This window comes from Microbacterium sp., from assembly GCF_051953575.1.
GTDB lineage: Bacteria > Actinomycetota > Actinomycetes > Actinomycetales > Microbacteriaceae > Microbacterium.
Genome location: NZ_JBQCIP010000247.1, coordinates 1 through 21,532, shown reverse-complemented (window position 1 = coordinate 21,532; position 21,532 = coordinate 1). Strand labels below are relative to the sequence as shown.

The following is a 21,532-nucleotide window of genomic DNA, read 5'->3' as shown; positions in this document are numbered from 1 at the left end:
CATGTCCGCTTCACCTGCCGCACCGGACGAACCCCGCCTGCGTTTTCTCGGCGCCGCCGACACTGTCACCGGATCGCGAAACCTCGTGAGCGCCGCAGGCCGGCGCATCCTCGTGGACTGCGGACTGTTCCAGGGGTACAAGGTGCTGCGCGACCGGAATCGCGCCGCGTTCCCCATCCGACCGGACTCCGTGGATGCCGTCGTGGTGTCGCACGCGCACCTCGATCACTCCGGATACCTGCCTGCGCTGGTGCGCGACGGCTTCCGCGGCCGCATCTACACTTCCGAGGGGACCGCGGAGCTGTGCCGCATCATGCTGCCCGACAGCGCCCATCTGCTGGAGGAAGAGGCCCGCTTCGCCGCTGCGGGACGATGGTCCAAGCACGCGCATCCGGAACCGCTTTACCGCGTCGCCGACGCGATGACCGCGCTTGAGCACTTTCACCCCGTCGAGTTCCGCGATCGCCAGGTCATCGCTGACGGCGTCGAGATGGAGTTGGTGCCGGCGGGCCACATCCTCGGCGCGGCGAGCGTGCGACTGCGCATAGGCGGCCGGACGGTGCACTTCACCGGTGATCTCGGACGCCCCGACGACCCGCTCATGAATCCGCCGGCGCCGTTGGAAGCGACCGACGTGCTCGTGACCGAATCGACCTATGGAGATCGGCACCACGACCCCGAGAACCCCGAGCGACTGCTCGGCGACACCGTCAGACGCATCGCCGCACGGGGCGGCGTCGTGGTGATCCCGGCGTTCGCCGTCGGGCGCACCGAGACGGTCCTGCTGCATCTGTCTCGTCTTCGCGACCGCAACGAGATCCCGGATGTGCCGATCTACGTCAACAGCCCCATGGCCGTGAGCGTCGTGGACGTGTACCGCCGGCATCCGTCCGAACACCGCCTCGACCCGGAGGAGCTCGAGCGGATGTACCGGCTGCCGACACTGGTGACGACGGTCGACGACTCCAAGCTGCTCAATCTGCGCGGGGGTCCGATGATCATCATCTCTGCCAGTGGAATGCTGGCGGGCGGACGTGTGCTCCATCACCTGGCCGCATACGGCACGGACCCGTCGAACGCGATCGTGCTCACTGGCTTCCAGGCCGGCGGCACCCGCGGCGCCGCGCTGCTCGGCGGCGCACGCACGCTGCGCATCTTCGGCCGCGACGTCCCCATCCGCGCCGAAGTCGTGAACATCGACTCCATGTCGGCTCACGCCGACGCCGACCAGCTGATCGGCTGGATGCGCACCGCGCCCAGCGCGCCAGACGCCGTGTACGTGACGCACGGGGAGCCCACTGCCGCCGACGTGCTGAGGGCACGGATCACGCATGAGCTGCACTGGAACGCCCGCGTGCCCGAGCATCTCCAGTCGGTGCCGCTCGCGGGCCGTTCGGCCTAGCCGGCCGTGCCCGCGGGAGCCGCTTCGACCCGCTCCGCGAGCCCGAGCCACGTGCGGACGATGGTGTCCGGATTGAGCGAGATCGATCCGATGCCGCGGGCGACCAGCCAGGCAGCGAGGTCCGGGTGATCCGACGGCCCCTGTCCGCAGATGCCGATGTACTTTCCACGGCGGTTGCAGGCGTCGATCGCCAGCCTCAGCACCTCCAGCACGGCGGGGTCGCGCTCGTCGAACTCCCCCGCGACGAGATCCGAATCGCGATCGATGCCGAGGACCAGCTGCGTCATGTCGTTCGATCCGATCGAGAACCCGTCGAAGTGATCCAGGAACTGATCGGCGAGGATCGCGTTCGACGGGATCTCACACATCATCATGACCTCGAGCCCGTTGCGGCCTCGCTCCAGCCCGCCCTTGGCCAGCGCTCCGTTCACCGCCTCGGCCTCGGCGATGGTGCGCACGAAGGGCACCATGATCCGCACGTTCGAGAGTCCCATGTCGTCGCGCACGAACCGCAGTGCCTCGCACTCCATCGCGAAGCATTCCGCGAACTCGGGCGTGATGTAGCGGGACGCCCCGCGCCATCCGAGCATCGGGTTCTCCTCCTGCGGCTCATAGCGGTCGCCGCCGAGGAGATGGGCGTACTCGTTGGACTTGAAGTCGCTCGTGCGCACGATCACCGGCTCCGGTGCGAACGCCGCGGCGATCATCGCCACACCTTCCGCGAGCCGCCGGACGAAGAACTCGCGCGCCGACGGGTACGCGGCGATGCGCTCCGCGACCTGGGCCCGGAGCGTCTCCGGCAGCGTGTCGAATTCGAGCAGCGCTCGCGGATGAATGCCGATCTGAGTGCCCACGATGAATTCAAGCCGGGCGAGTCCCACCCCGTGGTTCGGCAGCGCAGCGAAGGCGAAAGCCTGATCGGGGGTTCCGACGTTCATCATCAGGCGGACCGGGGGTTCCGGCATCCGGTCGATGACGACGTCCTCTTGCGTGAAGGCGAGCCTGCCGTCGTAGACGTGCCCTTCATCGCCTCCGGCGCACGACACCGTCACTTCACCTGACTCGGCGAGCGCGCGGGTCGCATTCCCGGTGCCGACGACCGCGGGGATGCCGAGCTCACGGGCGATGATGGCCGCGTGACAGGTCCGGCCTCCACGGTCGGTCACGATCGCCGCGGCGCGCTTCATGACGGGCTCCCAGTCGGGGTCCGTCATCTCTGCGACGAGCACGTCGCCGTCGTTCACGCGGTCCATCTCGGCCGGCGATCTGACGACGCGCACCGTGCCGCTGCCGATCCGCTGACCGATCGCGCGACCCTCCGCCAGCACACGCCCCTCTTCGCGCAGGACGAATCGGCTCACGACATTCCCGTCCGCGCGCGAGGCCACGGTCTCAGGCCGCGCCTGGAGGATGTAGAGCAGCCCGTCGACGCCGTCCCGCGCCCACTCGATGTCCATCGCGCGGCCGTAGTGGTCCTCGATGATCAGTGCGTACCGCGCCAGCTCGTGGACGTCGTCGTCCGAGATGCTGAAGACGCGGCGCTCGTCCTCCCCCACGGTCGTCATCGCCGTGCTGGACCCGACCCGGTGCCCCGGTGCGAACCGCAGCGCGACCGCCTTCTCGCCGATCTGACGGCTGAGGATGGCAGGTCGACCCTCGCGCAGGGCCGGCTTGAACACGGTGAACTCGTCCGGGTTCACCTCGCCCTGTACGACTGCCTCCCCGAGACCATAGGCGCTGGTGATGAGGACGGCACGATCGAAGCCGGACTCGGTGTCGATCGTGAACATGACACCCGAGGCGCCGATATCCGACCGCACCATGCGCTGGACCGCCGCCGACAGCGCCACGTCTCCGTGCGCGAAGCCCTGGTGCACGCGGTACGCGATCGCCCGGTCGTTGTACAGGGAGGCGAACACCTCCTTGATCGCCACCAGCACGTTGTCGATCCCGGCGATGTGCAGGTACGTCTCCTGCTGACCCGCGAACGACGCGTCGGGCAGGTCCTCGGCGGTCGCGGACGACCGCACCGCCCACGTCACATTCTCGGGGTCGGGGTCGGCTGCGACGAGGTCGGCGAATGCGTGACGGATGTCGGCCGTCAGGTCGTCGGGCAACGGCTGCGCCTCGATCCAGCCGCGGATCGTGGAGCCCGCGCGCGCGAGCTCCGCGACGTCCGAGACGTCCAGCCGCGCGAGCATCGCATCGATGCGGTCGGCCAGCCCATCCACGCGCAGGAAGGCACGATACGCTTCCGCCGTCGTGGCGAAGCCGCCGGGCACGCGAAGCCCGGCCCCGGTCAGGCGCGAGATCATCTCGCCCAGCGATGAGTTCTTGCCGCCGACCTGCGGCAGGTCGGCCATCGTGATCCGCTCCAGCGGGAGGATGTTCGTCATACGGCGACTCTGGGTCCCTCCGCCCGTCCGCTCTGGGCCCAAGGTCCTGCCGTGCGTCGCCATCCGTGTGACTTAGGTCCTGATCGTGCGCTTGCCGGGCGGGCATTGTGCACACCATCGGCTCTCGAACTCGAAGGAGAGGGTGACATGGATCAGTTGAACGACTCGCCGGTTTGGGCGCTCGACGAGGACGAGTGCTGGAATCTGCTCGCACGTGGTGAGCTGGGGAGGCTCGCCACCGCGATTCAGGGCACGCCCGAGATCTTTCCCGTCAACTACGTCACTGACGGGGGCCGCGTCCTGTTCCGGACAGCGCCGGGATCCAAGCTCGCGGAGCTGACCGTGAACCCTCGCGTCGCGTTCGAGGTCGACGAGTACGACGCTGCCTCGGCCGCCAGCGTCGTCGTCAAGGGCGTCGCCGAACATCTCGAGCTCCAGCGCGAGATCGATGAGGCGGACGCGCTGCCGCTGGCGCCGTGGCTTCCCACGCTCAAGTACCGCTGGGTGCGCATCGTGCCGACGTCGATCACCGGTCGGCGCTTCTCCCGCGGTCCGGAGCCGGACAGGTACGCGGCGTCGGCCAACGACGAATGGACGTGACGCCTCACCTGTCTCGGTGCGACCCTGTTCTCCTGGTGGCGGGCGCGCGGTTGCAGGGTCTCTTCGACGCCCGGGAGACTGGTTCCGGCCACCGGGGCCGGAGATGAGGACCACACACATGCACCAGCGCGAACCCGAGGCATCCATCCGGGACGCACAGGCGAGAGTGCTCGCGTCGCTGCCGTTCGACGACGTCGACGACTTCGCGGCGTCCGACCGAGGCTTCATCGGGACGCTCGACGACCCGCAGATCCGCAACTCCGCAGGGGACGTGGTGTGGGATGCCTCGACCTACGACTTCATCGACGGTGACGCTCCCGACTCGGTGAATCCCAGCCTGTGGCGGCAGTCGAAGCTGGTCGCCAAGCACGGCCTGTTCGAGGTCGTCGAAGGCCTGTATCAGGTGCGGGGCCTCGACCTGTCGGTGATGTCGTTCGTCGAGGGCGACACCGGTGTCATCGTCATCGACCCGCTGATCTCGAAGGAGACCGCCACCGCCGCGGTGGAGCTGTATCGACGCCACCGCGGCGACCGGCCGGTGACCGCCGTCATCTTCACGCACAGCCACATCGACCACTTCGGTGGCGTGCTCGGCGTGATCAGCCTGGACGACGTGACCGCCGGTCGCGTCGAGGTGCTCGCACCCGAGGGCTTCCTCGAGCACTCCGTTGCCGAGAACGTGTATGCGGGTGTCGCCATGGGCCGACGTGCCGGGTACATGTACGGCGCCGCCCTGGCCCGCGGACCGCGCGGCGCCGTCGGTGCGGGGCTCGGCCAGACCACGTCGACCGGCGAGGCGACGATCCTGCCGCCGTCGCTGGAGATCACGACGACCGGCGAGAAGCACACCTTCGACGGTGTCGAGTTCGAGTTCCAGATGGCGCCGGGCACCGAGGCGCCCTCCGAGATGCACTTCTACATCCCCCGGTACCGGGCGCTGTGCATGGCCGAGAACGCCACACACACGCTCCACAACGTGCTGACCCTCCGCGGTGCGGTCGTGCGGGACCCGCACGTGTGGTCGCGTTACCTCACCGAGGCCATCGAGCGATTCGGCGGCGAGGCGGAGGTGATCTTCACATCACACCACTGGCCGACGTGGGGCAACGCCGAGGTCAACAGGTTCCTCGGCATCCAGCGCGACCTGTACGGCTACCTGCACGATCAGACGCTGCGGCTGCTCAACCAGGGCTACAACGGCGCCGAGATCGCCGAGATGATCCAGATGCCGCCCGCACTGGAGGCGTCGTGGAGCACCCGCGGCTACTACGGCTCGGTCAGCCACAATGTCAAGGCGATCTACCAGCGCTACATGGGCTGGTTCGACGGCAACCCCGCCCGCCTGTGGCCGCACCCGCCGAAGCCCCTCGCCGAGCGCTATGTCGCCGCGATCGGCGGCGTCGACCGCGTCGTGGAACTGGCGCAGGGGGCGTTCGACACGGGCGACTACCGGTGGGCGGCCACGCTGCTCGACCACGCCGTGTTCGCCGACGAAGAGCACGCCGCCGCACGGACGCTGTACGCCGACACGCTGGAACAGCTCGCGTACGGTGCCGAGAACGGCACGTGGCGCAACTTCTTCCTGTCGGGCGCGACCGAGCTGCGCGAAGGCAACTTCGGCACCCCCACGCAGACCAATGCGCCGCTCATCCTCGCCCAGCTCACGCCGGAGCAGCTGTTCGACGCCGTCGCGATCCGCGTGAACGGGCCGAAGGCGTGGGACCTGTCGCTCGATATCGATGTGACCCTGTCCGATCTCGGCCGCAGCTTCCACCTGTCGCTCCGAAACGGGGTGCTCGTCTACGTCGAGCGCGAGCCGGCCGCGTCGACCCCGCTCGGGCTGACGCTGACCAAGCCGCGCCTCATCCGTCTCGCGGGAGGCGACATCGAGTCGCAGGGCATCGAGGTGCGCGGGGACATCGCCGTGCTGCACCAGCTGCTGACTGTTCTCGACCAGGGTGATCCGAACTTCGCCATCGTCACCCCCTGACACGCACGCGAGGAGGCCGGCCCGCGGGGGCCGGCCTCCTCGCACCTACGGGGACCCGGGGCCCGTGTCAACCGGATTCCCCCTCCCCGCAAGCCCGCCGACGAGCTGTCGTGGCTCGCGCTGTCGATGTTCCTGCGCCAGCGCGGATCGAGCGAGTCCACGCCCGTCGGCGCCCCGCACAGCGAGTCGTCCGTCTCAAACGACTGAGCGCTGGCGGCCCTGCGCGTCTCGTCCACAAAACGTGGTTCCCCGTCAAGGGGGTCCCCAACATCGATCCGGACGGACCAGCATGGATCCGGAGTCGACCGGCCGTCTTCTCCGCGGCCCCCACCGCAGCGTCGCCGGAGATCTCCGCGGGGAGGCACTTCATGGGAAAGCTGATCTACGAGGGCACGATCAAGGTGGATTTCGATGACCGGACGCTCGCTCACCTGCAGCTCGTGATCGGCAACAAGCTGCGACGGGGCGAGCCGTTCCACTTCACCTGGCGGGACGACCCGAGCATCGGCGACGGGCGCACCACGGTGTGGCTGCACCCCGGCTGCGGGCTGGTCTACAAGTTCTACGGTGGGCGCAAGCCGCAGCTGAACCCGGCGTGGATCGACGCGCTGGCGTTCACCGCGAACTCGCAATCGGGACTGTACCTCGTGCCCGAACCCGCCGGGTCGTCCGCGAACGGCACCGCGGACCACGACGTCGCATGATGACGACCAGCCGAACCCGACTTTGTCAAGGCCACTTCACGCCTCGGCGACAACGCGGTGCAATGGCCCCCAAGAGGGGGCAATGATGAAGCGAATCGACATCTACTACGGCGGCGAGCACTACAGCGTGGGGGGACGCCGCTTCGACGAGCTGCGCCAGGAGATCGAGCGCGGACTCGAGCACGGTCGGTACTGGCTCGAAGTCAATGACGGTGAAGGGATGATGCGCACAGCGTTCCTCATGCTGACCGTCGGAGTTCCACTGGCGATCGTGCCGATCCCCGACGACGTCCCCGACGTCTCGGAGCTCACGCCCGACGCCGTCTGGTCCGAGGGCGGTCCTCCCCTGCTCGGCTGACCCCATGACTCCGACCGCCGGCGCTGCGAGGTGCGCCGGCGGTCGGTCTGCCGTCCGGGCGCGTCGAGAATCAGCCGCGGGGTGCCGACGCCAGTCCGGCGAGCGCGAGCACGGCGGCGCGGTTGGTGTCGTAGAACGTCTGATCCGACAGCAGTCCGAGCTGCTGCAGCCGCGCCGTCGTCCGCGGGCGCGCGCGGCTGAAGGCGAGGCTCACGCCGTTCGAGCTCAGCCATTCCTCCAGCTCCGCGAACGCCTCGGCGCCGGTCACGTCGACGTCGGTGACCGCTTCGAGGTCGATGACGACGTGGTGGACGGGATCGGATGCCGCGGTCACGGCCTTCTTGACGGCCGACGAGAACACCGTGCCGTTCGCGAAGAAGAGCGGGGCCGCCAGGCGCACGACGATGAGGCCCGGTGCGGTCGTGCCGCCGGCCGTCGCCTCGTCGAGGAGGGACTGCTTGGGGTCGCCGTCGGACTCGAGCACGTCGATGGCGGGGTTGGCGGCACGCTTGGCGAGGTTGATCAGGGCGAGCACGAACGCCACCACGATTCCGGGGATCGCGCCGACGAACAGCGTCACGAGGAAGCACACCGCCCCGATCGTGAACTCGAAGCGATCCTGCTTCCACAGCAGCCGGAACTCCTTGATCCCCAGCAGCGGCAGGACGGCGACGCCGACGACGGCGCCGATGGCGGGCGACGGGATGTCGGCGAGCAGCGACGTGCCGAACAGCAGCAGGAGCAGGGTGCCGACCGCGAGGACGATCGGGGGCAGCTGCGTGCGGGAGCCCGCCGAATCCATGGCCGCCGTGCGCGAGGTCGACGACCCCATCGAGAAGCTCGCCTGCGTGCCCGCGACGATGTTGCCGAGGCCGAAGGCGAAGAGGTCGCGGTTGGCGTGGAACGGGTAGTTGTGCTTCTCGCCGTACGAGCGCGAGACGAGCAGTCCCTCCGCCGTCGTCACCATGGTGAGCGCGATCGCCGACGGGATCAGCGCGAACCACATCGACCAGTCGATGATCGGCCACGTGAGCGCCGGGGGCCCCGCCGGGACCTCGCCCAGCACATCGACGCCCTGCTGGTCGAGCGCCGTCAGCACGACGACGACGGTCGAGATGACGAGCACGACGAGCGCCCACGGCACTGCCTTGAGCAGTCGCGCCCCGACCATGAGGACAGCCACCGATGCGGCCGAGATGAGCAGCGACCACCCGTTGAGCGTTCCGATGCCGCCCACCAGGTCGCCCACCTTCTCGACGAATTCGCCCCCCGAGTCGATCTTGACGCCCAGCATCTTCGCGATCTGGCTGACGAGGATGTCGAGCGCAAGGCCGCCGACGAAGCCGATCAGGATCGGCTTGGAGAGGAAGTTGGCGAGGAAGCCGAGCTTGAACACCGACATCAGCAGGAACATGACGCCGCAGATGATCGCCTGCGCCAACGCGAGCGTGGAGTAATCGGCGCTCCCTGCCGTCGCGAGCCCGCCGAGTGACGAGCCGACGAGCGCGGCGGCCGCGGCATCCGGAGAGAGCACCAGCTGGCGCGACGACACGACGAGCGCGTACACGAGGGTCGGCACGATGAGCGCGTACAGCCCTGCCGTCGCCGGCAACCCGGCGATCTGCGCGTACCCGATGTTCAGCGGGATGGCGATGGCGATCAGCGTCACGCCCGCGAGGAGCTCCCGGCCGATGTTGTGCCGATCGAGCCCGGCCAGCGGTCTTTGCACATCGCCTCCTTGTGGTCTGGGTCGAACCTATCGGTCGCCCCGCCGCTTCGTCACGGTCGCCGGAGCGCGTCGTCCCCGGCACGGTCGGTGCGGCATCCGTCGTGCCGGCCGGACCGCCCCTAACGTGGGGGCGTGCGCCAGACCGCCGACACCGACATCACCGCTCTCGTGGCGGGCATCCAGTGGTGGCAGCTGCTCGTCGCGATCATCGTCGTGATCGTCGGGTGGGTGCTCGCCCACTTCGCGCGCAGGGGCGTCCGGGCGGTGTTCGCACGGGCGCCCGAGTTCGCGCAGGTGTACGCCGCCCCCGTCGCGCGCATGGTGCAGTACCTGATCATCGCGCTGGCGATCGGGCTGGGGCTCGTCGCCCTCGGTGCGAACGTCCAGCCGCTGCTCGCGGTCGTCATCATCGTGGGCGTCGTCGCGGTTCTGGTGCTGCGCGGCACGGCCGACAACTTCGCCGCGAGCGTGCTGATCCAGTCCCAGCACCCGGTGGTCGTGGGCGACGAGATCCAGGTGGACGCCCCCGACGGTGCGATCATCGGCACGGTCACCGAGCTCAACACACGCGCGGTGGTGCTCGTCACCGCCGACGGGCGCACCGTGCACGTGCCGAACGCGAAGCTTCTCGCCGACTCGGTGGTGAACCACTCCGCGCACCAGGCGCGCCGCAGCGAGGTGCAGGTGCGAGTGGCCCGCGCCGCCGACGAGACGCTCGAAGAGGTGCTGGAGGCGCTCACCGCCGCCGTCGGCGCCGTCGACGGCGTGCACACGCGCGAGAGCGTCGTGTCGCTGCCGCGGGCGGTCAGCCCGGAGCGGGTCATCGCGGTCGTGCAGTACTGGCACCATCCCGCCCACGGCGTCACCGTCACCGCCGACGTGATCCGGGCGCTCGCGGCCGACTTCGCCGACCGGGGCGTCTCGGCCGCGGTCACCAGTCCGGCCCCGGCTGCTCCGCTGACACCGCCCGACGCGCTCTGAGGATCGACGCCGCGCCGCACCCGCGCTCAGGTCGCCGGGTCGCCCACCAAGCATCATGGCGCACCGCCACGAGAGATTCGGATGCCGCACCCGCAGCACCGCCGGGCTTACTCGTGGCCGACGAGCTTGAGGCCGACGACACACCCCACGAGGCCGAGCATCAGCAGCAGCTTGACGATCGAGAACGGCTCGGCGCCCGTGATCATGGCGTATCCGACGGTGAGGGCGGCGCCGATGCCGACCCACACCGCGTAGGCGGTGCCGGTGGAGATGTCGCGCATCGCCCCCGCCAGCCCGCCCATGCTGGCGACGAGTGCGACGCCGAACACGACGCTCGGCCAGAGCTTCGTGAAGCCCTCGGACTTGCCCAACGCGGTCGCCCAGACGGCTTCGAGAACGCCCGAGAGGATGAGGATGACCCACGACATGACTGTGCTCCTGGCCAGTCTTGTCGCTCACCGGGTACTGATCCGTCGTCCGGGGATCCTGTCGGGGATCCGTGCCCCACCCTAGCCAAGGGACCTGGGCACCGCCTGGGCAGTCCGGCGGCTCACACCAGGAAGAACCCGTCGAGCAGTCCCGGGTTGTGGGCGTGCACGAGCACGAGGAAGACGATCGCGTCGAAGAGCAGGTGCACTGTCACGACGTACGTCAACGATCGCGTCTTCATGAAGATGAAGCCCTGCAGGAGCGCGAACGGGATCGTGAGGAGCGGGCCCCAGGCCTGGTACCCGAGCTCCCACAGGAACGACACGAACACGACCGCCTGCAGGACGTTGGCCTGCCAGAACGCGAAGTGCCGCCGCAGCAGCGCGAAGCACGTGCAGATGAAGAACAGCTCGTCCCAGATGCCGACGGCCCCGACGCCCACGAACAGCCGGGCGATGAGCTCGGGAGTGTCGACGACAGGCCAGTTGAGGTAGACGCCGGAGGTGATGAAGTAGAAGGGCAGGATCAGCCATCCGAGCACCAGCACGGCGACCAGCCACACCCACTGGAACGTGGTCCAGCGCCCGCCGCCCCGCCACGGGAAGCGGATCGCACGGTCGCGGTAGACCCACCGCGACAGCACGTACGGCACGGCCACCGCTCCCCCGAGCGCCAGGGCGAACCGCGCCATAGCGAGGTTGTCGAGCTCGGCCCTGAGCGAGATCGCACTCACCACCAGCAGGCCCGCGGCGATCAGCGACAGATCGCGGACGAGCGAGGGGGCGCGGATGCCGGCGGCCCCGGACCGCCCTGCGGTGGCCGTCGGAGCCCGCCGAGGCGCCGGATCCGGTCGGGGGCCGGCATCCCTCCGCTCCAGCAGCCAGGCGAGCGCCAGGCCCACCGCCAGGAGCGACCAGCCGAGCCACGGGACGCGCACAACGAAGAACGCCGGTGCGGCCAGGCACACCACCAGCGCCGGCGCCAGACGCCAGGACCACGCGGTCGGGACGTCGACGGGCGGGGCGTCGGGGTGTGCGGGCATGAGCGGATCCTGCGTCTTCTCAGTGGTCGAGCGGGTGGGCGAGCTCGTCCCGGTGCATGCGCGCGACGACGTACGCGATCGCGCCGAGGATCAGCGGGATCACGCCCGCCGCGATGAAGATCGATTCGATCGGCACGACGGCGGCGAGAGGCCCGGCGAGCGCCATCGACAGCGGCATGAGGGCGAGCGAGACGAAGAAGTCGAGGCTCGCGATGCGCCCGAGCATGTGACGCGGCACGCGGCGCTGCAGGAGCGTGCCCCAGATCACGTTGCCGTAGCTGAATCCGAAGCCGACGAGGAACAGGCACACGGCCATCAGCCAGTACTCGTGCGTGATGCCGACGACGGCGAACGGGAGCGTGCTGACTCCCCAGACGCCCATCATCACGGTGAGGTACCGCCGCGGCAGCTTCACGGACGACACCACGATCGAGCCGAGCACGCCGCCGATGCCGTACACCGCGAGCAGAAAGCCGAACAGGCGCGGATCCTCACCGATGCGCTCGCGGGTGACGAACGGGAGCAGCACCTCTTCGGGGCCGAGGAACACCAGCACCCAGCCGGTCGCGAACAGCAGCGTCCACAGCAGCCACGGCGTGCGGACCGTGAAGCCCACCGCCTCACGCAGGTCGTGCAGCACGCCGCGCGCGCCCTGGGGCTTGTCGGGGGCCTCGTCGGCGTCTGCAGCCGGCTCGGGGCGAACGAACAGCAGCAGCACGAGGGCCAGGGCGTGCGCGGCCACGACGCCCCACGCGGCGTGCGCGGGCGCCAGCACGGCGGCGACGATCACGCCGGCCGCCGCCGGCCCCGCCGCCTGCTGGAGCGCGGGCCGGATGGCGCCCTCGAGGCCGTTGGCGGCCAGCAGCTGCGCGGGCGGCAGGATGCGCGGCAGGATCGCGCTGTACGCCGGGAAGAAGAACCCGGCGCCCGCGCCGAGCACGAACGCCACGATCGCCAGGTGCGGGATCGTCACGACGCCGAACACGCCGGCGACGGCCACCGAGGTGATCGCGAGCAGGTTGAGCAGCTCGACGATGCGCAGGATCAGGCGGCGCGGGATGCGGTCGGCCGCGATGCCGCCGGGGATGGCGCACGCGAGCAGGCCGACCGCGTTGGCGGCGGCGACGATCGACAGCTCGACCGGTCCGCCGCCCGCGCCGATCACGGTGTAGACCATGACGACCGCCCACATGCCGGCGCCGAAGATCGACAGCACGACGGCGCCGAACAGCATGCGGAAGTCGCGGTGAGACAGCGGACGCACGAACCGCCATGGATCGCGTCGGCGCGCCCCCGCCTCAGGCTCCGGCTCGGGCAGGGGCACCGGCCCCGTCACCGGTCCGGCCGCACCGCTCATGTCCTCGCGGCGCGCCGGTACGAGAGGTCGCGGATGTCGCGTCCCTTCGCGGCGCCCTTCCGCTCGAACGCGGTGAGCACGCGCCCGTCGAAGCGCGGCGCCCACTCCCCCTCGAACGTCGCCGCGAAGTCGGGGGCGACCGACATGACCTCGCGCATCTGCAGCGCGTAGTCCTCCCAGTCGGTGGCCAGGCGCAGCACGCCGCCGTCCTTGAGCGCGGCAGCGGCGAGCGCCGCGAACTCGGGCGTCACCAGCCGGCGCTTGTTGTGCTTGGTCTTGTGCCACGGGTCGGGGAAGAAGACCCAGAGCTCGTCGACGGATGCTGCCGGCAGGAGGTGCTGCAGCACCTCGGGCGCGTTCGCCTCGACGAGGCGGAGGTTGCGGGCGCCGGCGCGGTCGGCGTCGAGCATCGTGCGCGCGAGCCCGGCCCGGAACACCTCGATCGCGAGGAAGTCGGCGTCGGGACGCGACGTCGCCGCGTGGACGATGGCGTGACCCTGCCCCGACCCGATCTCGACGACGAGCGGCGCCTCGCGTCCCCATACGGCCACCGGGTCGATCGCGAACCCCGGGCGGATGCTCGTCGACGCGCGGTCGCGGGGAGACTCGAGCACGTACTGCGGTGCGAGCTCGATCCAGGCGCGCTCCTGCGCCTCGGACATGCGACCGCTGCGACGGACGAACGACACCGGCTTGTCGCGGTAGGTGCGGGGCTCGGGGGAAGGCGCGGCGGCTTCGGTCACCCCTCCAGGCTACCGAGCGCCCCGGACGCCGCATGGCGCGGGGTGCGGCACCCCTTCCTCATGCCGGGGCTGTGACGAAGTCGATGAGCTCCTCGACGCGGCCGAGGAACGCCGGCTCGAGGTCGCGGTAGCTCTTCACCGACGCCAGGATCCGCTGCCAGGCGCGGGCGAGATCGGCCTGGTCGCGTGCGGGCCACCCGAGCGCGCGGCACACGCCGACCTTGAACTCGATGCCGCGCGGCACCTCGGGCCAGCGCTCGATGCCCATCGCACGCGGCGTCACGCACTGCCACACGTCGATCCACGGATGGCCGACGATCAGCACGTGCGCGCCGTGGCGGCCGCGGGCGATCTCGTCGGCGATGCGCGACTCCTTGGAGCGCGGCACCAGGTGGTCGACCAGCACTCCGTAGCGGCGGGAGGCCGACGGCGGTTCCGCATCGAGCGCGGACTCCAGCAGGTCGATGCCCTGGAGGTACTCGACGACGACGCCCTCGGCGCGCAGGTCGTCGCCCCACACCTTCTCGACGAGCTCGGCGTCGTGCCGCCCCTCGACGAGGATGCGGCTCGCACGCGCCGTGCGGGCGCGGGCGTCGGGTGCGGCGAACGAGCCCGAGGCGGTGCGCTGCGGCCCCTTCGCGACCGGCGCGGCCGCCGGCGGACCGAGCACGACGTCGCGGCCGTCGATGAGGAAGCCTGCTCCCAACGGGAACAGGCGGCGCCGGCCGCGCCGGTCCTCCAGCTCCACCATCCCGCCGGCCACATCCACCACGGCGCCGCAGAACCCGTCGTCGGCGACCTCGACGACGAGATCTCGGGATGCCGCCACCCGCGGCAGCTCGCGCACCCCGTGGCCCTTCCATCCGGTGGCCAGCACATCGGCGCCGTAGCGATCGTCCATCGTCTCCTCCGAAGGCGAAACGCTACCCGGTCGCACCGGGTCCGGCCGGGAGCGACCCGGGGCGGACGACATCCCGGGCCGAGGCATCCCTCTCCCCCGCCAAGCCTGGTCGCGCTCTCGGCGAACACACACGTGGGGACGGGGCTCCGAGCTACCGTCTCGCCGACGCGCCTGAATAGACTCGCCCAAAAGGGGACTGTGTCCCGAAGGGGGTTTCGATGCGTCTGCGATGGACTGCAGCGCTCGTGTCTGCTGCGGTCGTCGCGGCCACGGCGGTCGGCGGAGCAGCGGCGGCCACCGCCCCGGTGACACTCGACAACACGTACGTGCTCGACGATGCCGCCGTGCTGTCGTCCGCGGACGAGGCCACCGCCGAGAGCCGGCTCGAGCAGCTGAAGAGCGACACCGGACTCGACCTGTGGGTCGTGTTCGTCGACCAGTTCACCGACCCGTCGAACTCGGCCGACTGGGCCAACCAGACCGCGACCGACAACGGTCTCGGCCCGACGCAGTACCTGCTGGCGGTCGCGACCGACGGGCGCCAGTTCTACCTCTCGGGCGACTCCTCCGGCCCGATCAGCGAAGACCAGCTCGCCACCATCGAGCAGACGCAGATCCAGCCTGCGCTGAGCGACGACGACTGGGTGGGGGCCGTGGACGGTGCCGCCGCAGGCCTCACCGACGCGAAGAACGGCGGCTCGGGCTCCGGCGACGCCACCGGCGGCGGATCGTCGTGGTTCACGTGGCTGCTCGTCATCGTCGTCGTGGGCGTCGCCGTCGTGCTGCTCGTCATGTTCCTGCGACGCCGCAAGAAGGGCGCCGTCACGCCGGGCGGCCAGGCGGGCCCGCCGCAGGTGAGCATCGAGGAGCTGCAGCGGCGCGCGTCCTCGCTGCTCGTGCAGACCGACGATGCCCTCAAGACCAGCACGCAGGAGCTCGGCTTCGCGAAGGCGCAGTTCGGGGATGCCGCCACCACCGAGTTCGAGGCGGCGATCGCCACGGCGCAGCAGGGCCTCGACGAGGCGTTCGGGCTCAAGCAGAAGCTCGACGACGAAGTGCCCGACTCCCCCGACGACACCCGCGCATGGAACGAGCGGATCATCGCCCTCTGCGAAGCCGCCAACACGCTCCTCGACGAGAAGGCCGCCGCGTTCGACGAGCTGCGCAAGCTGGAGCAGAACGCGCCCGAGGCGCTGCGGCGCGTGCAGGGCGAGCGGACGAAGGCCGCGGCAGCCCTCGACCAGGCGACCGCCCGCCTGCACGACCTGCAGGCGGCGTACGCGCCCGAGGCGCTCGCAACCATCGCCGACAACCCGGCACAGGCTCAGCAGCGGCTCGCGTTCGCCGACGAGCAGCTCACCGCCGCACAGGCCGCCATCGGCGCCGGCGACGGCGGAGAGGCCGCGGTCGGCATCCGCGCCGCCGAAGAGGCGGTCGGCCAGGCGACGCTCCTCGAAGACGCCATCGGCAAGCTCGCCGACGACCTCTCCGCCGGTGAGCGCAACGCCGCCGCGCTCGTGACAGAACTCGAAGGCGACATCGCCGCCGCCGCCGCGCTGCCCGATCCCGACGGCCGCATCGCCGGCGTCGTCGCGGCGACGAAGCAGCAGCTCGACGCTGCGCGCGCACAGCTGAGCGGCGGCGCGAAACGCCCGCTGGCGGCGCTGCAGGGCCTGGAGGCGGCGAACACGCAGATCGACGCGCTCCTGAAGGGCGTGCGGGATGCCGCCGCCCAGGCCGACCGCGCACGGCAGATGATCGGGCAGGTCATGATGCAGGCGCAGGCGCAGGTGTCGGCGGCCGAGGACTACATCACCGCCCGTCGCGGCGCCGTCGGCGCCGACGCACGCACGCGGCTCGCCGAGGCCGGCGCCTCGCTCGCGCGGGCACAGGCGCTGCAGGCCTCGGACCCGCAGCAGGCGATGCAGCAGGCGCAGCGCGCCGACCAGCTCGCGGCGCAGGCGATCCAGCTCGCACAGGACGACGTCGGCTCGTTCGGCGGCATGGGCGGCGGCGGGCAGTCCGGCGGCGGCAACGGCATGCTCGGTGCGGTGCTCGGCGGCATCGTCATCAACTCGCTGCTCAGCGGCGGAGGCGGCGGACGCTCGTCCGGCGGCGGCATGGGCGGCATGTTCGGCGGCGGAGGCGGCGGCGGCATGCGCCCCGGCAGCTTCGGCGGCGGCGGCACCCGCGCTCGCCGAGGAGGTGGGCGCTTCTGACCCGCACGCTCGACCTGCCCGCGGCCGAGGCCGCGGCATCCACGACCCTCACTGACCTGACCTGAAGTCCGATGAAAGGAAAACCGATGGCGAAGCAGTCCATCTTCGGTCGCATCTCGACCCTCATGAAGGCGAACATCAATGCGCTCCTCGACTCCGCCGAGGACCCGCAGAAGATGCTCGACCAGCTGGTGCGCGATTTCACCAACTCCATCGCCGACGCCGAGTCGGCAGTGGCCGAGACGATCGGCAACCTGCGCCTGCTCGAGCGCGATCACCAGGAGGACGTCCAGGCGGCCGCCGAGTGGGGCAACAAGGCGCTCGCAGCGAGCCGCAAGGCCGACGAGCTGCGCGCGGCCGGCAACACCGCCGACGCCGACAAGTTCGACAACCTCGCGAAGATCGCGCTGCAGCGCCAGATCTCGGAAGAGAACGAGGCGAAAGCGATCGCGCCGACGATCGCGACCCAGAACGAGGTCGTCGACAAGCTCAAAGAGGGCCTGAACGGCATGAAGCAGAAGCTGGAGCAGCTGAAGTCCAAGCGCTCCGAGCTGCTCGCCCGCGCCAAGACCGCCGAGGCCCAGAACAAGGTGCACGACGCCGTCAAGTCGATCGACGTGCTCGACCCGACGAGCGAGCTCGGCCGCTTCGAAGACAAGGTCCGCCGCCAGGAGGCCCTTGCCGCGGGCAAGCAGGAGCTGGCCGCGTCGAGCCTCGACGCCCAGTTCAACGCCCTCGAGGACGTCGGCGAGCTCACCGAGGTCGAGGCGCGTCTTGCCGCGCTGAAGACCGGTGGCACCACGTCGCAGTCCGCGATCGGGCAGTAAGGCGCCGAACGCGGCAGGGCGCCGGGTCCGTCGGGACCCGGCGCCCTCCGCATGCCTCCGCCGTTCGCCGTGGGCGTGCGCGGATCGGATGCCGGCGGCCCGCCGGTACGCGAAGATGAGGGGATGACGCGATACCTCGTGGTCCCGCAGTGGCAGGGCAGCCCCTCGTCGCGGGCGATGCAGCTGATCGACGGCGCCCAGGCGATCGCCGGCGACCTGCCGCGATCGGCCACCACGGTGCTCGACGTGCCCATGGAAGCCGGGGAGTCGCTGGGCAGCGGCATCCATCGGCTCAGCGCCCTGCAGCGCGTCCACGGCCTCGTCGCCGAGGCGCTCGACGCCCACCACGCCGCTGCGCCCGATGAGGCCGTGCTCACGATCGGCGGCGACTGCGGCATCGCCCTCGCGCCGATCGCCCACGCCGCTCGCCGGTCACCGGGGCTCGCGGTGGTCTGGATCGACGCGCACCCCGATCTCAACTCGCCCGACTCGTCACCGTCGGGAGCATTCGCCGGCATGGTGCTCCGGGCGGTCCTCGGCGACGGGGCGCCCGACCTGTCGCTGGCTGCGGGCACCGTCGCCGCCGAGCGCGTGGTGGTCGGCGGCGCGCGGTCGTTCGACGATCCCGAGCTCGAGGTCGTGGCCGCGCGCGGCATCGCGACGCTCACTGTCGAGGCGCTGCGCGACGCCGAAGCCCTCGCCGACGCGGTCCTCGCGACCGGCGCGGACGCGGTCTACATCCACGTCGACATCGACGCACTGGATCCGGCCGAGATCGCCGGCAACGCGCACCCCGAGCCCTTCGGGGTCACGGTCGCCGAGCTCACGGCGGCCATATCGGCTCTGCGCTCGCGGGTGCCGCTGGTCGGGGCATCCCTCGCCGGCTACTCCCCCGCCTCGCCATCGGCCGCGAGCGACGACCTCGGCGCGATCCTGCGCGTGATCGGCTCGCTGGCGTGAGCCCGATCCCCGCACCGCCCGCCGGCTGGCGCGCCGCCGCGGAGCGCGCCGTCGTCCGGGGGCGGCGGATCGACCGGCTGATCCCGTCGTTCCTGCTCGACTCGCCGATCAGCCGCGTCGGCTACTGGTACGGCTGCACCGTCGGGTGGGTGTGGGGCTCGCTGTGGAGCGTCGGCCGCGTCGAGCGGCACGAAGGACTGTGGGTGTTCCGCGGGATGCCCCGCTGGACGTTCCCGCGCGGCGGTTCGTGCGTGGGCGGATGCTTCCTCACCGGGGACGGCACGCTGACCCCCGCGCTGCTGCGGCACGAGGCCGTGCACAAGCGTCAGTGGCAGCGGTACGGGTTTCTGATGCCGGTGATGTACCTGTTCGCCGGGCGGGATCCGCTGCGCAACCGGTTCGAGATCGAGGCCGGGCTCGAAGACGGCAACTACGTGCCGCGCGGCGCGGCCTGATCAGGCGGCGGAAGCGACCGCGCCGGAGACGACCGCCGCACGGCCGACCCGGTACACCTGCCGGCCGAGCACGATCACGACCGCGAGCGGGAACACGATCCAGAACAGGTTCGGCAGCACCGCGACCATGAGGAACCCCACGAGATCGCCGCGCTCCAGGGACTGCCGGGTCATCTCCAGGCCGCTCGACGCTTCGACGAGGAAGTAGATGACGGTCTTCCAGAACGTCGCGACCGTGACGATCAGGGCGACGACCACACCGGACCACTTCTTGGCGTGGAACAGCGCCCACACGATGAACACCACCTCGATGAGGTTCGCCCAGCTCTGCGCGCTGCCGAAGGCGTCGAACTGGCCGTACCGATGGTCGAACGTGCCGTAGAAGACGTGGCCCGGCCAGAAGCCTGCGAGGGGTCCGCCGGCGTGCGACAGCGGGCCGAGCAGGACGTAGCAGGCGTCGTACGTCTGGATGACCGCCGAGATCGTGAGCCACACGACCACCCACACGGGCAGGCGCAGGTCGCGCGGATCGACGGCGGACGAGGCGGAGGGCACGGCGGTCTGCGTCATGCGCACGACTGTACCGACGCGCGGCGACCGGGCGCGAGCGCCGGCGTACCAGGCTTCAGCGCGCGGTCGTCAGGCCGTACTGCTCGGGGGCGTGGATCGACTCGACGCGGATGCCGAGGTCCACGAGGTGGTCCACGATGTCGGCGGTGCCGAGGTAGCCGCCCAGCAGGTGGATGCGGGTCTGGTCGTCGGCTGCGCACAGCATCTCGTCGGCCCACGCCGTGACCGCACGCGAGAGCGCCTCGCCGGCGCCGCAGCCGCGGCCGGTGCCCGGAGCGCCCGTGCGCTGCGAGCGGTCGAGCCACGTCACGACCATGCGGCTCGGGGCGACGATGTCGGCCAGCCACGAGGCGTCCGGCACTTCGATGAAGACCCGGCCCGTCGAGCAGATCGGCAGCGTCGCCAGCACGGCTTCGAGCTCGGCCAGCGACGACTCGTCGGCCGTGATCAGGTGCTGCACGCGCGTATGGCGCGACGCACGGCACGCGGAGGCGTTGTGCACGGCAGGCTGCGACGAAGTGGTGTGGGACATGACTCGTTAACGATACCCCATACCAAGGGTTGCCTTACCTCACTCCGCAGTCCCCCGCAGCAGCACCCGCCGCAGCTCGACCAGTTCGTCATCGGAGAGACCGTTCGCGCGGAGGTAGTCCGCGACCGAACCGTACCGGTCCGCCACGTCGACGAGGAGCGCCCGCATCACCGGCGCCGGCGACCGCGTCGCCAGATCCTCGAGGTGGACGGCCTCGGGATGCATCGCCCGCAGCATCTCGACGACGCGGCGATTGCGGTAATCCGGCAGCAGTCCCTCGGTACGGGCGTAGTCGGCGACCACCGCGTCGGGGTCGACACCGGCCGCGGCGAGGGTGAGTGCGACCGTGACGCCGGTGCGATCCTTGCCGACCGTGCAGTGGACGAGCACCGGCTGATCGGCCAGGATGCCGCGCACGACGTCGACCACCCGCGCGGACGAGTCGTCCACGAGCCGGCGGTACATCTCGTCCAGGCTGAGGTCGTCGCGGAAGAACGACTCCACCGAGCCGAGGAACAGCGGCACCCGCTGCGTCACGACGTCGACGCCGTCGAGGCGGCTGGGTTCGCGCACGACCTCGGCGTCGTCGCGCAGGTCGATGACGCGCCGCAGGCCGAGCCCGGCCAGGGCGCGCGTACCCGACGGGTCGAGCCGCGCCAGGTTGCCCGACCGGAACAGCACCCCGTGGCGCGTGATCGACGAGCCCGCGCGCAGCCCGCCGACATCGCGCAGGTTGACCGCTCCCGGGACGACGGGGTCGGGTGCTGCCTGCGCGTCGGACGGGTCCGGCGCGGCGGGCGTCACCAGGCCTTGCCTCGCGCGGCGTCCTTGTCTTCGCCGGCGAGGTCGTCGCGGGGCGGGACGCCGTAGCGCCCGGCGATCGCGATGCGGTTGAACGCATTGATCGACACCAGGATCCAGCTCAGCGCGACGTACTCCTTCTCGCTGAGCACGCTGCCGACGCGGTCGTACACGTCGTCGGACACGCCCTCCTCGTGGATGAACACGTACGCCTCGGCGAGTTCGAGCGCGGCCCGCTCGCGATCGGTGAACACCCCGGACTCGCGCCACACGGCCAGCTGGGCGATGGCGTCGGCAGTGATGCCCGCGGCGACGGCGCGCTCCACGTGCACGCGCACGCAGTACGCGCAGCCGTTCAGCTGCGACGCGTGGATCTGCACGAGCTCCTTCAGGCGGTCGTCGATGCCGTTCTCGGCGGCGATGTCGCCGACGGTCTTCGAGAAGGCGGAGAGGGCCTGGTAGGCGGGTCGCGCCGCCCGCGAGAGATGCACGCGGTGTTCTGCCGTCATGACGCCAGACTACCCACGGGCGACGCC

The 21,532-nt window shown here is 70.7% G+C and carries 21 protein-coding genes and 1 riboswitch; of the genes, 10 read left to right on the top strand and 11 right to left on the bottom strand.

The annotated features are described in order from the left end of the window. Position 1 precedes the first annotated feature (1 nt). Entirely contained in the window at positions 2-1,402 is a 1,401-nt protein-coding gene (locus ACTHNQ_RS15135; protein ID WP_440334681.1) for an MBL fold metallo-hydrolase RNA specificity domain-containing protein, read from the top strand. Here ACTHNQ_RS15135 and ppsA read toward each other — a convergent pair. Continuing rightward, positions 1,399-3,798, bottom strand: coding sequence for a phosphoenolpyruvate synthase (gene ppsA, locus ACTHNQ_RS15130; protein ID WP_440334679.1), 2,400 nt, complete (start codon positions 3,796-3,798; stop codon positions 1,399-1,401). The two genes, ACTHNQ_RS15135 and ppsA, sit on opposite strands and share 4 nt — an antisense overlap. A gap of 147 nt (positions 3,799-3,945) precedes the next feature. Here ppsA and ACTHNQ_RS15125 point away from each other — a divergent pair, with 147 nt between their 5' ends. From ACTHNQ_RS15125 to ACTHNQ_RS15110, 4 genes are all read left to right on the top strand, one after another. After that, entirely contained in the window at positions 3,946-4,398 is a 453-nt protein-coding gene (locus ACTHNQ_RS15125) for a pyridoxamine 5'-phosphate oxidase family protein (RefSeq protein ID WP_440334678.1), read from the top strand. A 118-nt stretch (positions 4,399-4,516) separates the two neighbouring features. Continuing rightward, positions 4,517-6,388: an alkyl/aryl-sulfatase gene (locus tag ACTHNQ_RS15120; protein WP_440334676.1), complete on the top strand. Its 1,872-nt coding sequence runs from the start codon at positions 4,517-4,519 to the stop codon at positions 6,386-6,388. A gap of 368 nt (positions 6,389-6,756) precedes the next feature. Further along, entirely contained in the window at positions 6,757-7,092 is a 336-nt protein-coding gene (locus tag ACTHNQ_RS15115; protein ID WP_440334674.1) for a DUF7882 family protein, read from the top strand. Positions 7,093-7,177: 85 nt separating this feature from the next. Next, positions 7,178-7,450, top strand: a complete 273-nt coding sequence (locus ACTHNQ_RS15110; RefSeq protein ID WP_440334673.1) for a hypothetical protein — start codon at positions 7,178-7,180, stop codon at positions 7,448-7,450. A gap of 70 nt (positions 7,451-7,520) precedes the next feature. Here ACTHNQ_RS15110 and ACTHNQ_RS15105 read toward each other — a convergent pair whose 3' ends face one another. Continuing rightward, positions 7,521-9,179 (bottom strand): SulP family inorganic anion transporter, encoded by a 1,659-nt coding sequence (locus tag ACTHNQ_RS15105; RefSeq protein WP_440334671.1) that lies wholly within the window; start codon positions 9,177-9,179, stop codon positions 7,521-7,523. 132 nt (positions 9,180-9,311) lie between these two features. Between ACTHNQ_RS15105 and ACTHNQ_RS15100 the strand changes: the two genes are divergently transcribed. Continuing rightward, positions 9,312-10,160 (top strand): mechanosensitive ion channel family protein, encoded by an 849-nt coding sequence (locus ACTHNQ_RS15100; protein ID WP_440334669.1) that lies wholly within the window; start codon positions 9,312-9,314, stop codon positions 10,158-10,160. Between the two features lie 107 nt (positions 10,161-10,267). Here the strand turns inward: ACTHNQ_RS15100 and ACTHNQ_RS15095 are convergent, their stop codons facing one another. The 5 genes from ACTHNQ_RS15095 to ACTHNQ_RS15075 form a co-directional block, all read right to left on the bottom strand. Then, the gene (locus tag ACTHNQ_RS15095; protein ID WP_440334667.1) at positions 10,268-10,588 is read right to left on the bottom strand and encodes a DMT family transporter; all 321 of its coding nucleotides are present in this window, start codon (positions 10,586-10,588) and stop codon (positions 10,268-10,270) included. Between the two features lie 9 nt (positions 10,589-10,597). After that, positions 10,598-10,663, bottom strand: a riboswitch (guanidine-III (ykkC-III) riboswitch). A 47-nt stretch (positions 10,664-10,710) separates the two neighbouring features. Then, positions 10,711-11,631, bottom strand: coding sequence for a CPBP family glutamic-type intramembrane protease (locus tag ACTHNQ_RS15090; RefSeq protein ID WP_440334665.1), 921 nt, complete (start codon positions 11,629-11,631; stop codon positions 10,711-10,713). A gap of 19 nt (positions 11,632-11,650) precedes the next feature. Then, the gene (locus ACTHNQ_RS15085; protein WP_440334664.1) at positions 11,651-12,988 is read right to left on the bottom strand and encodes an MFS transporter; all 1,338 of its coding nucleotides are present in this window, start codon (positions 12,986-12,988) and stop codon (positions 11,651-11,653) included. Further along, the gene (gene trmB, locus ACTHNQ_RS15080) at positions 12,985-13,731 is read right to left on the bottom strand and encodes a tRNA (guanosine(46)-N7)-methyltransferase TrmB (RefSeq protein WP_440334662.1); all 747 of its coding nucleotides are present in this window, start codon (positions 13,729-13,731) and stop codon (positions 12,985-12,987) included. Before trmB ends, ACTHNQ_RS15085 begins: the two co-directional genes overlap by 4 nt. A gap of 58 nt (positions 13,732-13,789) precedes the next feature. After that, the gene (locus tag ACTHNQ_RS15075) at positions 13,790-14,632 is read right to left on the bottom strand and encodes a DUF3097 family protein (RefSeq protein WP_440334661.1); all 843 of its coding nucleotides are present in this window, start codon (positions 14,630-14,632) and stop codon (positions 13,790-13,792) included. A gap of 218 nt (positions 14,633-14,850) precedes the next feature. Here ACTHNQ_RS15075 and ACTHNQ_RS15070 point away from each other — a divergent pair, with 218 nt between their 5' ends. The 4 genes from ACTHNQ_RS15070 to ACTHNQ_RS15055 all read left to right on the top strand — a co-directional run bounded on the left by ACTHNQ_RS15070 (position 14,851) and on the right by ACTHNQ_RS15055 (position 19,093). After that, positions 14,851-16,851: a TPM domain-containing protein gene (locus ACTHNQ_RS15070; RefSeq protein ID WP_440334660.1), complete on the top strand. Its 2,001-nt coding sequence runs from the start codon at positions 14,851-14,853 to the stop codon at positions 16,849-16,851. A gap of 86 nt (positions 16,852-16,937) precedes the next feature. After that, positions 16,938-17,678 (top strand): PspA/IM30 family protein, encoded by a 741-nt coding sequence (locus ACTHNQ_RS15065; protein WP_018172042.1) that lies wholly within the window; start codon positions 16,938-16,940, stop codon positions 17,676-17,678. 123 nt (positions 17,679-17,801) lie between these two features. Next, positions 17,802-18,638, top strand: a complete 837-nt coding sequence (locus ACTHNQ_RS15060; protein ID WP_440334658.1) for an arginase family protein — start codon at positions 17,802-17,804, stop codon at positions 18,636-18,638. Continuing rightward, positions 18,635-19,093, top strand: a complete 459-nt coding sequence (locus ACTHNQ_RS15055) for a Fe-S oxidoreductase (protein WP_440334656.1) — start codon at positions 18,635-18,637, stop codon at positions 19,091-19,093. Before ACTHNQ_RS15060 ends, ACTHNQ_RS15055 begins: the two co-directional genes overlap by 4 nt. Here ACTHNQ_RS15055 and ACTHNQ_RS15050 read toward each other — a convergent pair whose 3' ends face one another. Genes ACTHNQ_RS15050 through ACTHNQ_RS15035 form a run of 4 tightly spaced genes read right to left on the bottom strand, consistent with a single transcriptional unit; the run spans position 19,094 to position 21,505 of the window. Then, positions 19,094-19,663, bottom strand: a complete 570-nt coding sequence (locus ACTHNQ_RS15050; RefSeq protein ID WP_440334654.1) for a hypothetical protein — start codon at positions 19,661-19,663, stop codon at positions 19,094-19,096. Positions 19,664-19,718: 55 nt separating this feature from the next. Further along, positions 19,719-20,195, bottom strand: a complete 477-nt coding sequence (locus ACTHNQ_RS15045) for an SIP domain-containing protein (RefSeq protein WP_440334652.1) — start codon at positions 20,193-20,195, stop codon at positions 19,719-19,721. A 39-nt stretch (positions 20,196-20,234) separates the two neighbouring features. Further along, a complete protein-coding gene (locus ACTHNQ_RS15040) occupies positions 20,235-20,999 on the bottom strand; it encodes a tyrosine-protein phosphatase (protein ID WP_440334650.1) in 765 nt (254 codons plus the stop codon). Continuing rightward, complete coding sequence (locus ACTHNQ_RS15035; RefSeq protein WP_018172036.1) at positions 20,996-21,505, bottom strand: carboxymuconolactone decarboxylase family protein; 510 nt, start codon at positions 21,503-21,505, stop codon at positions 20,996-20,998. Before ACTHNQ_RS15035 ends, ACTHNQ_RS15040 begins: the two co-directional genes overlap by 4 nt. Positions 21,506-21,532 lie beyond the last annotated feature (27 nt).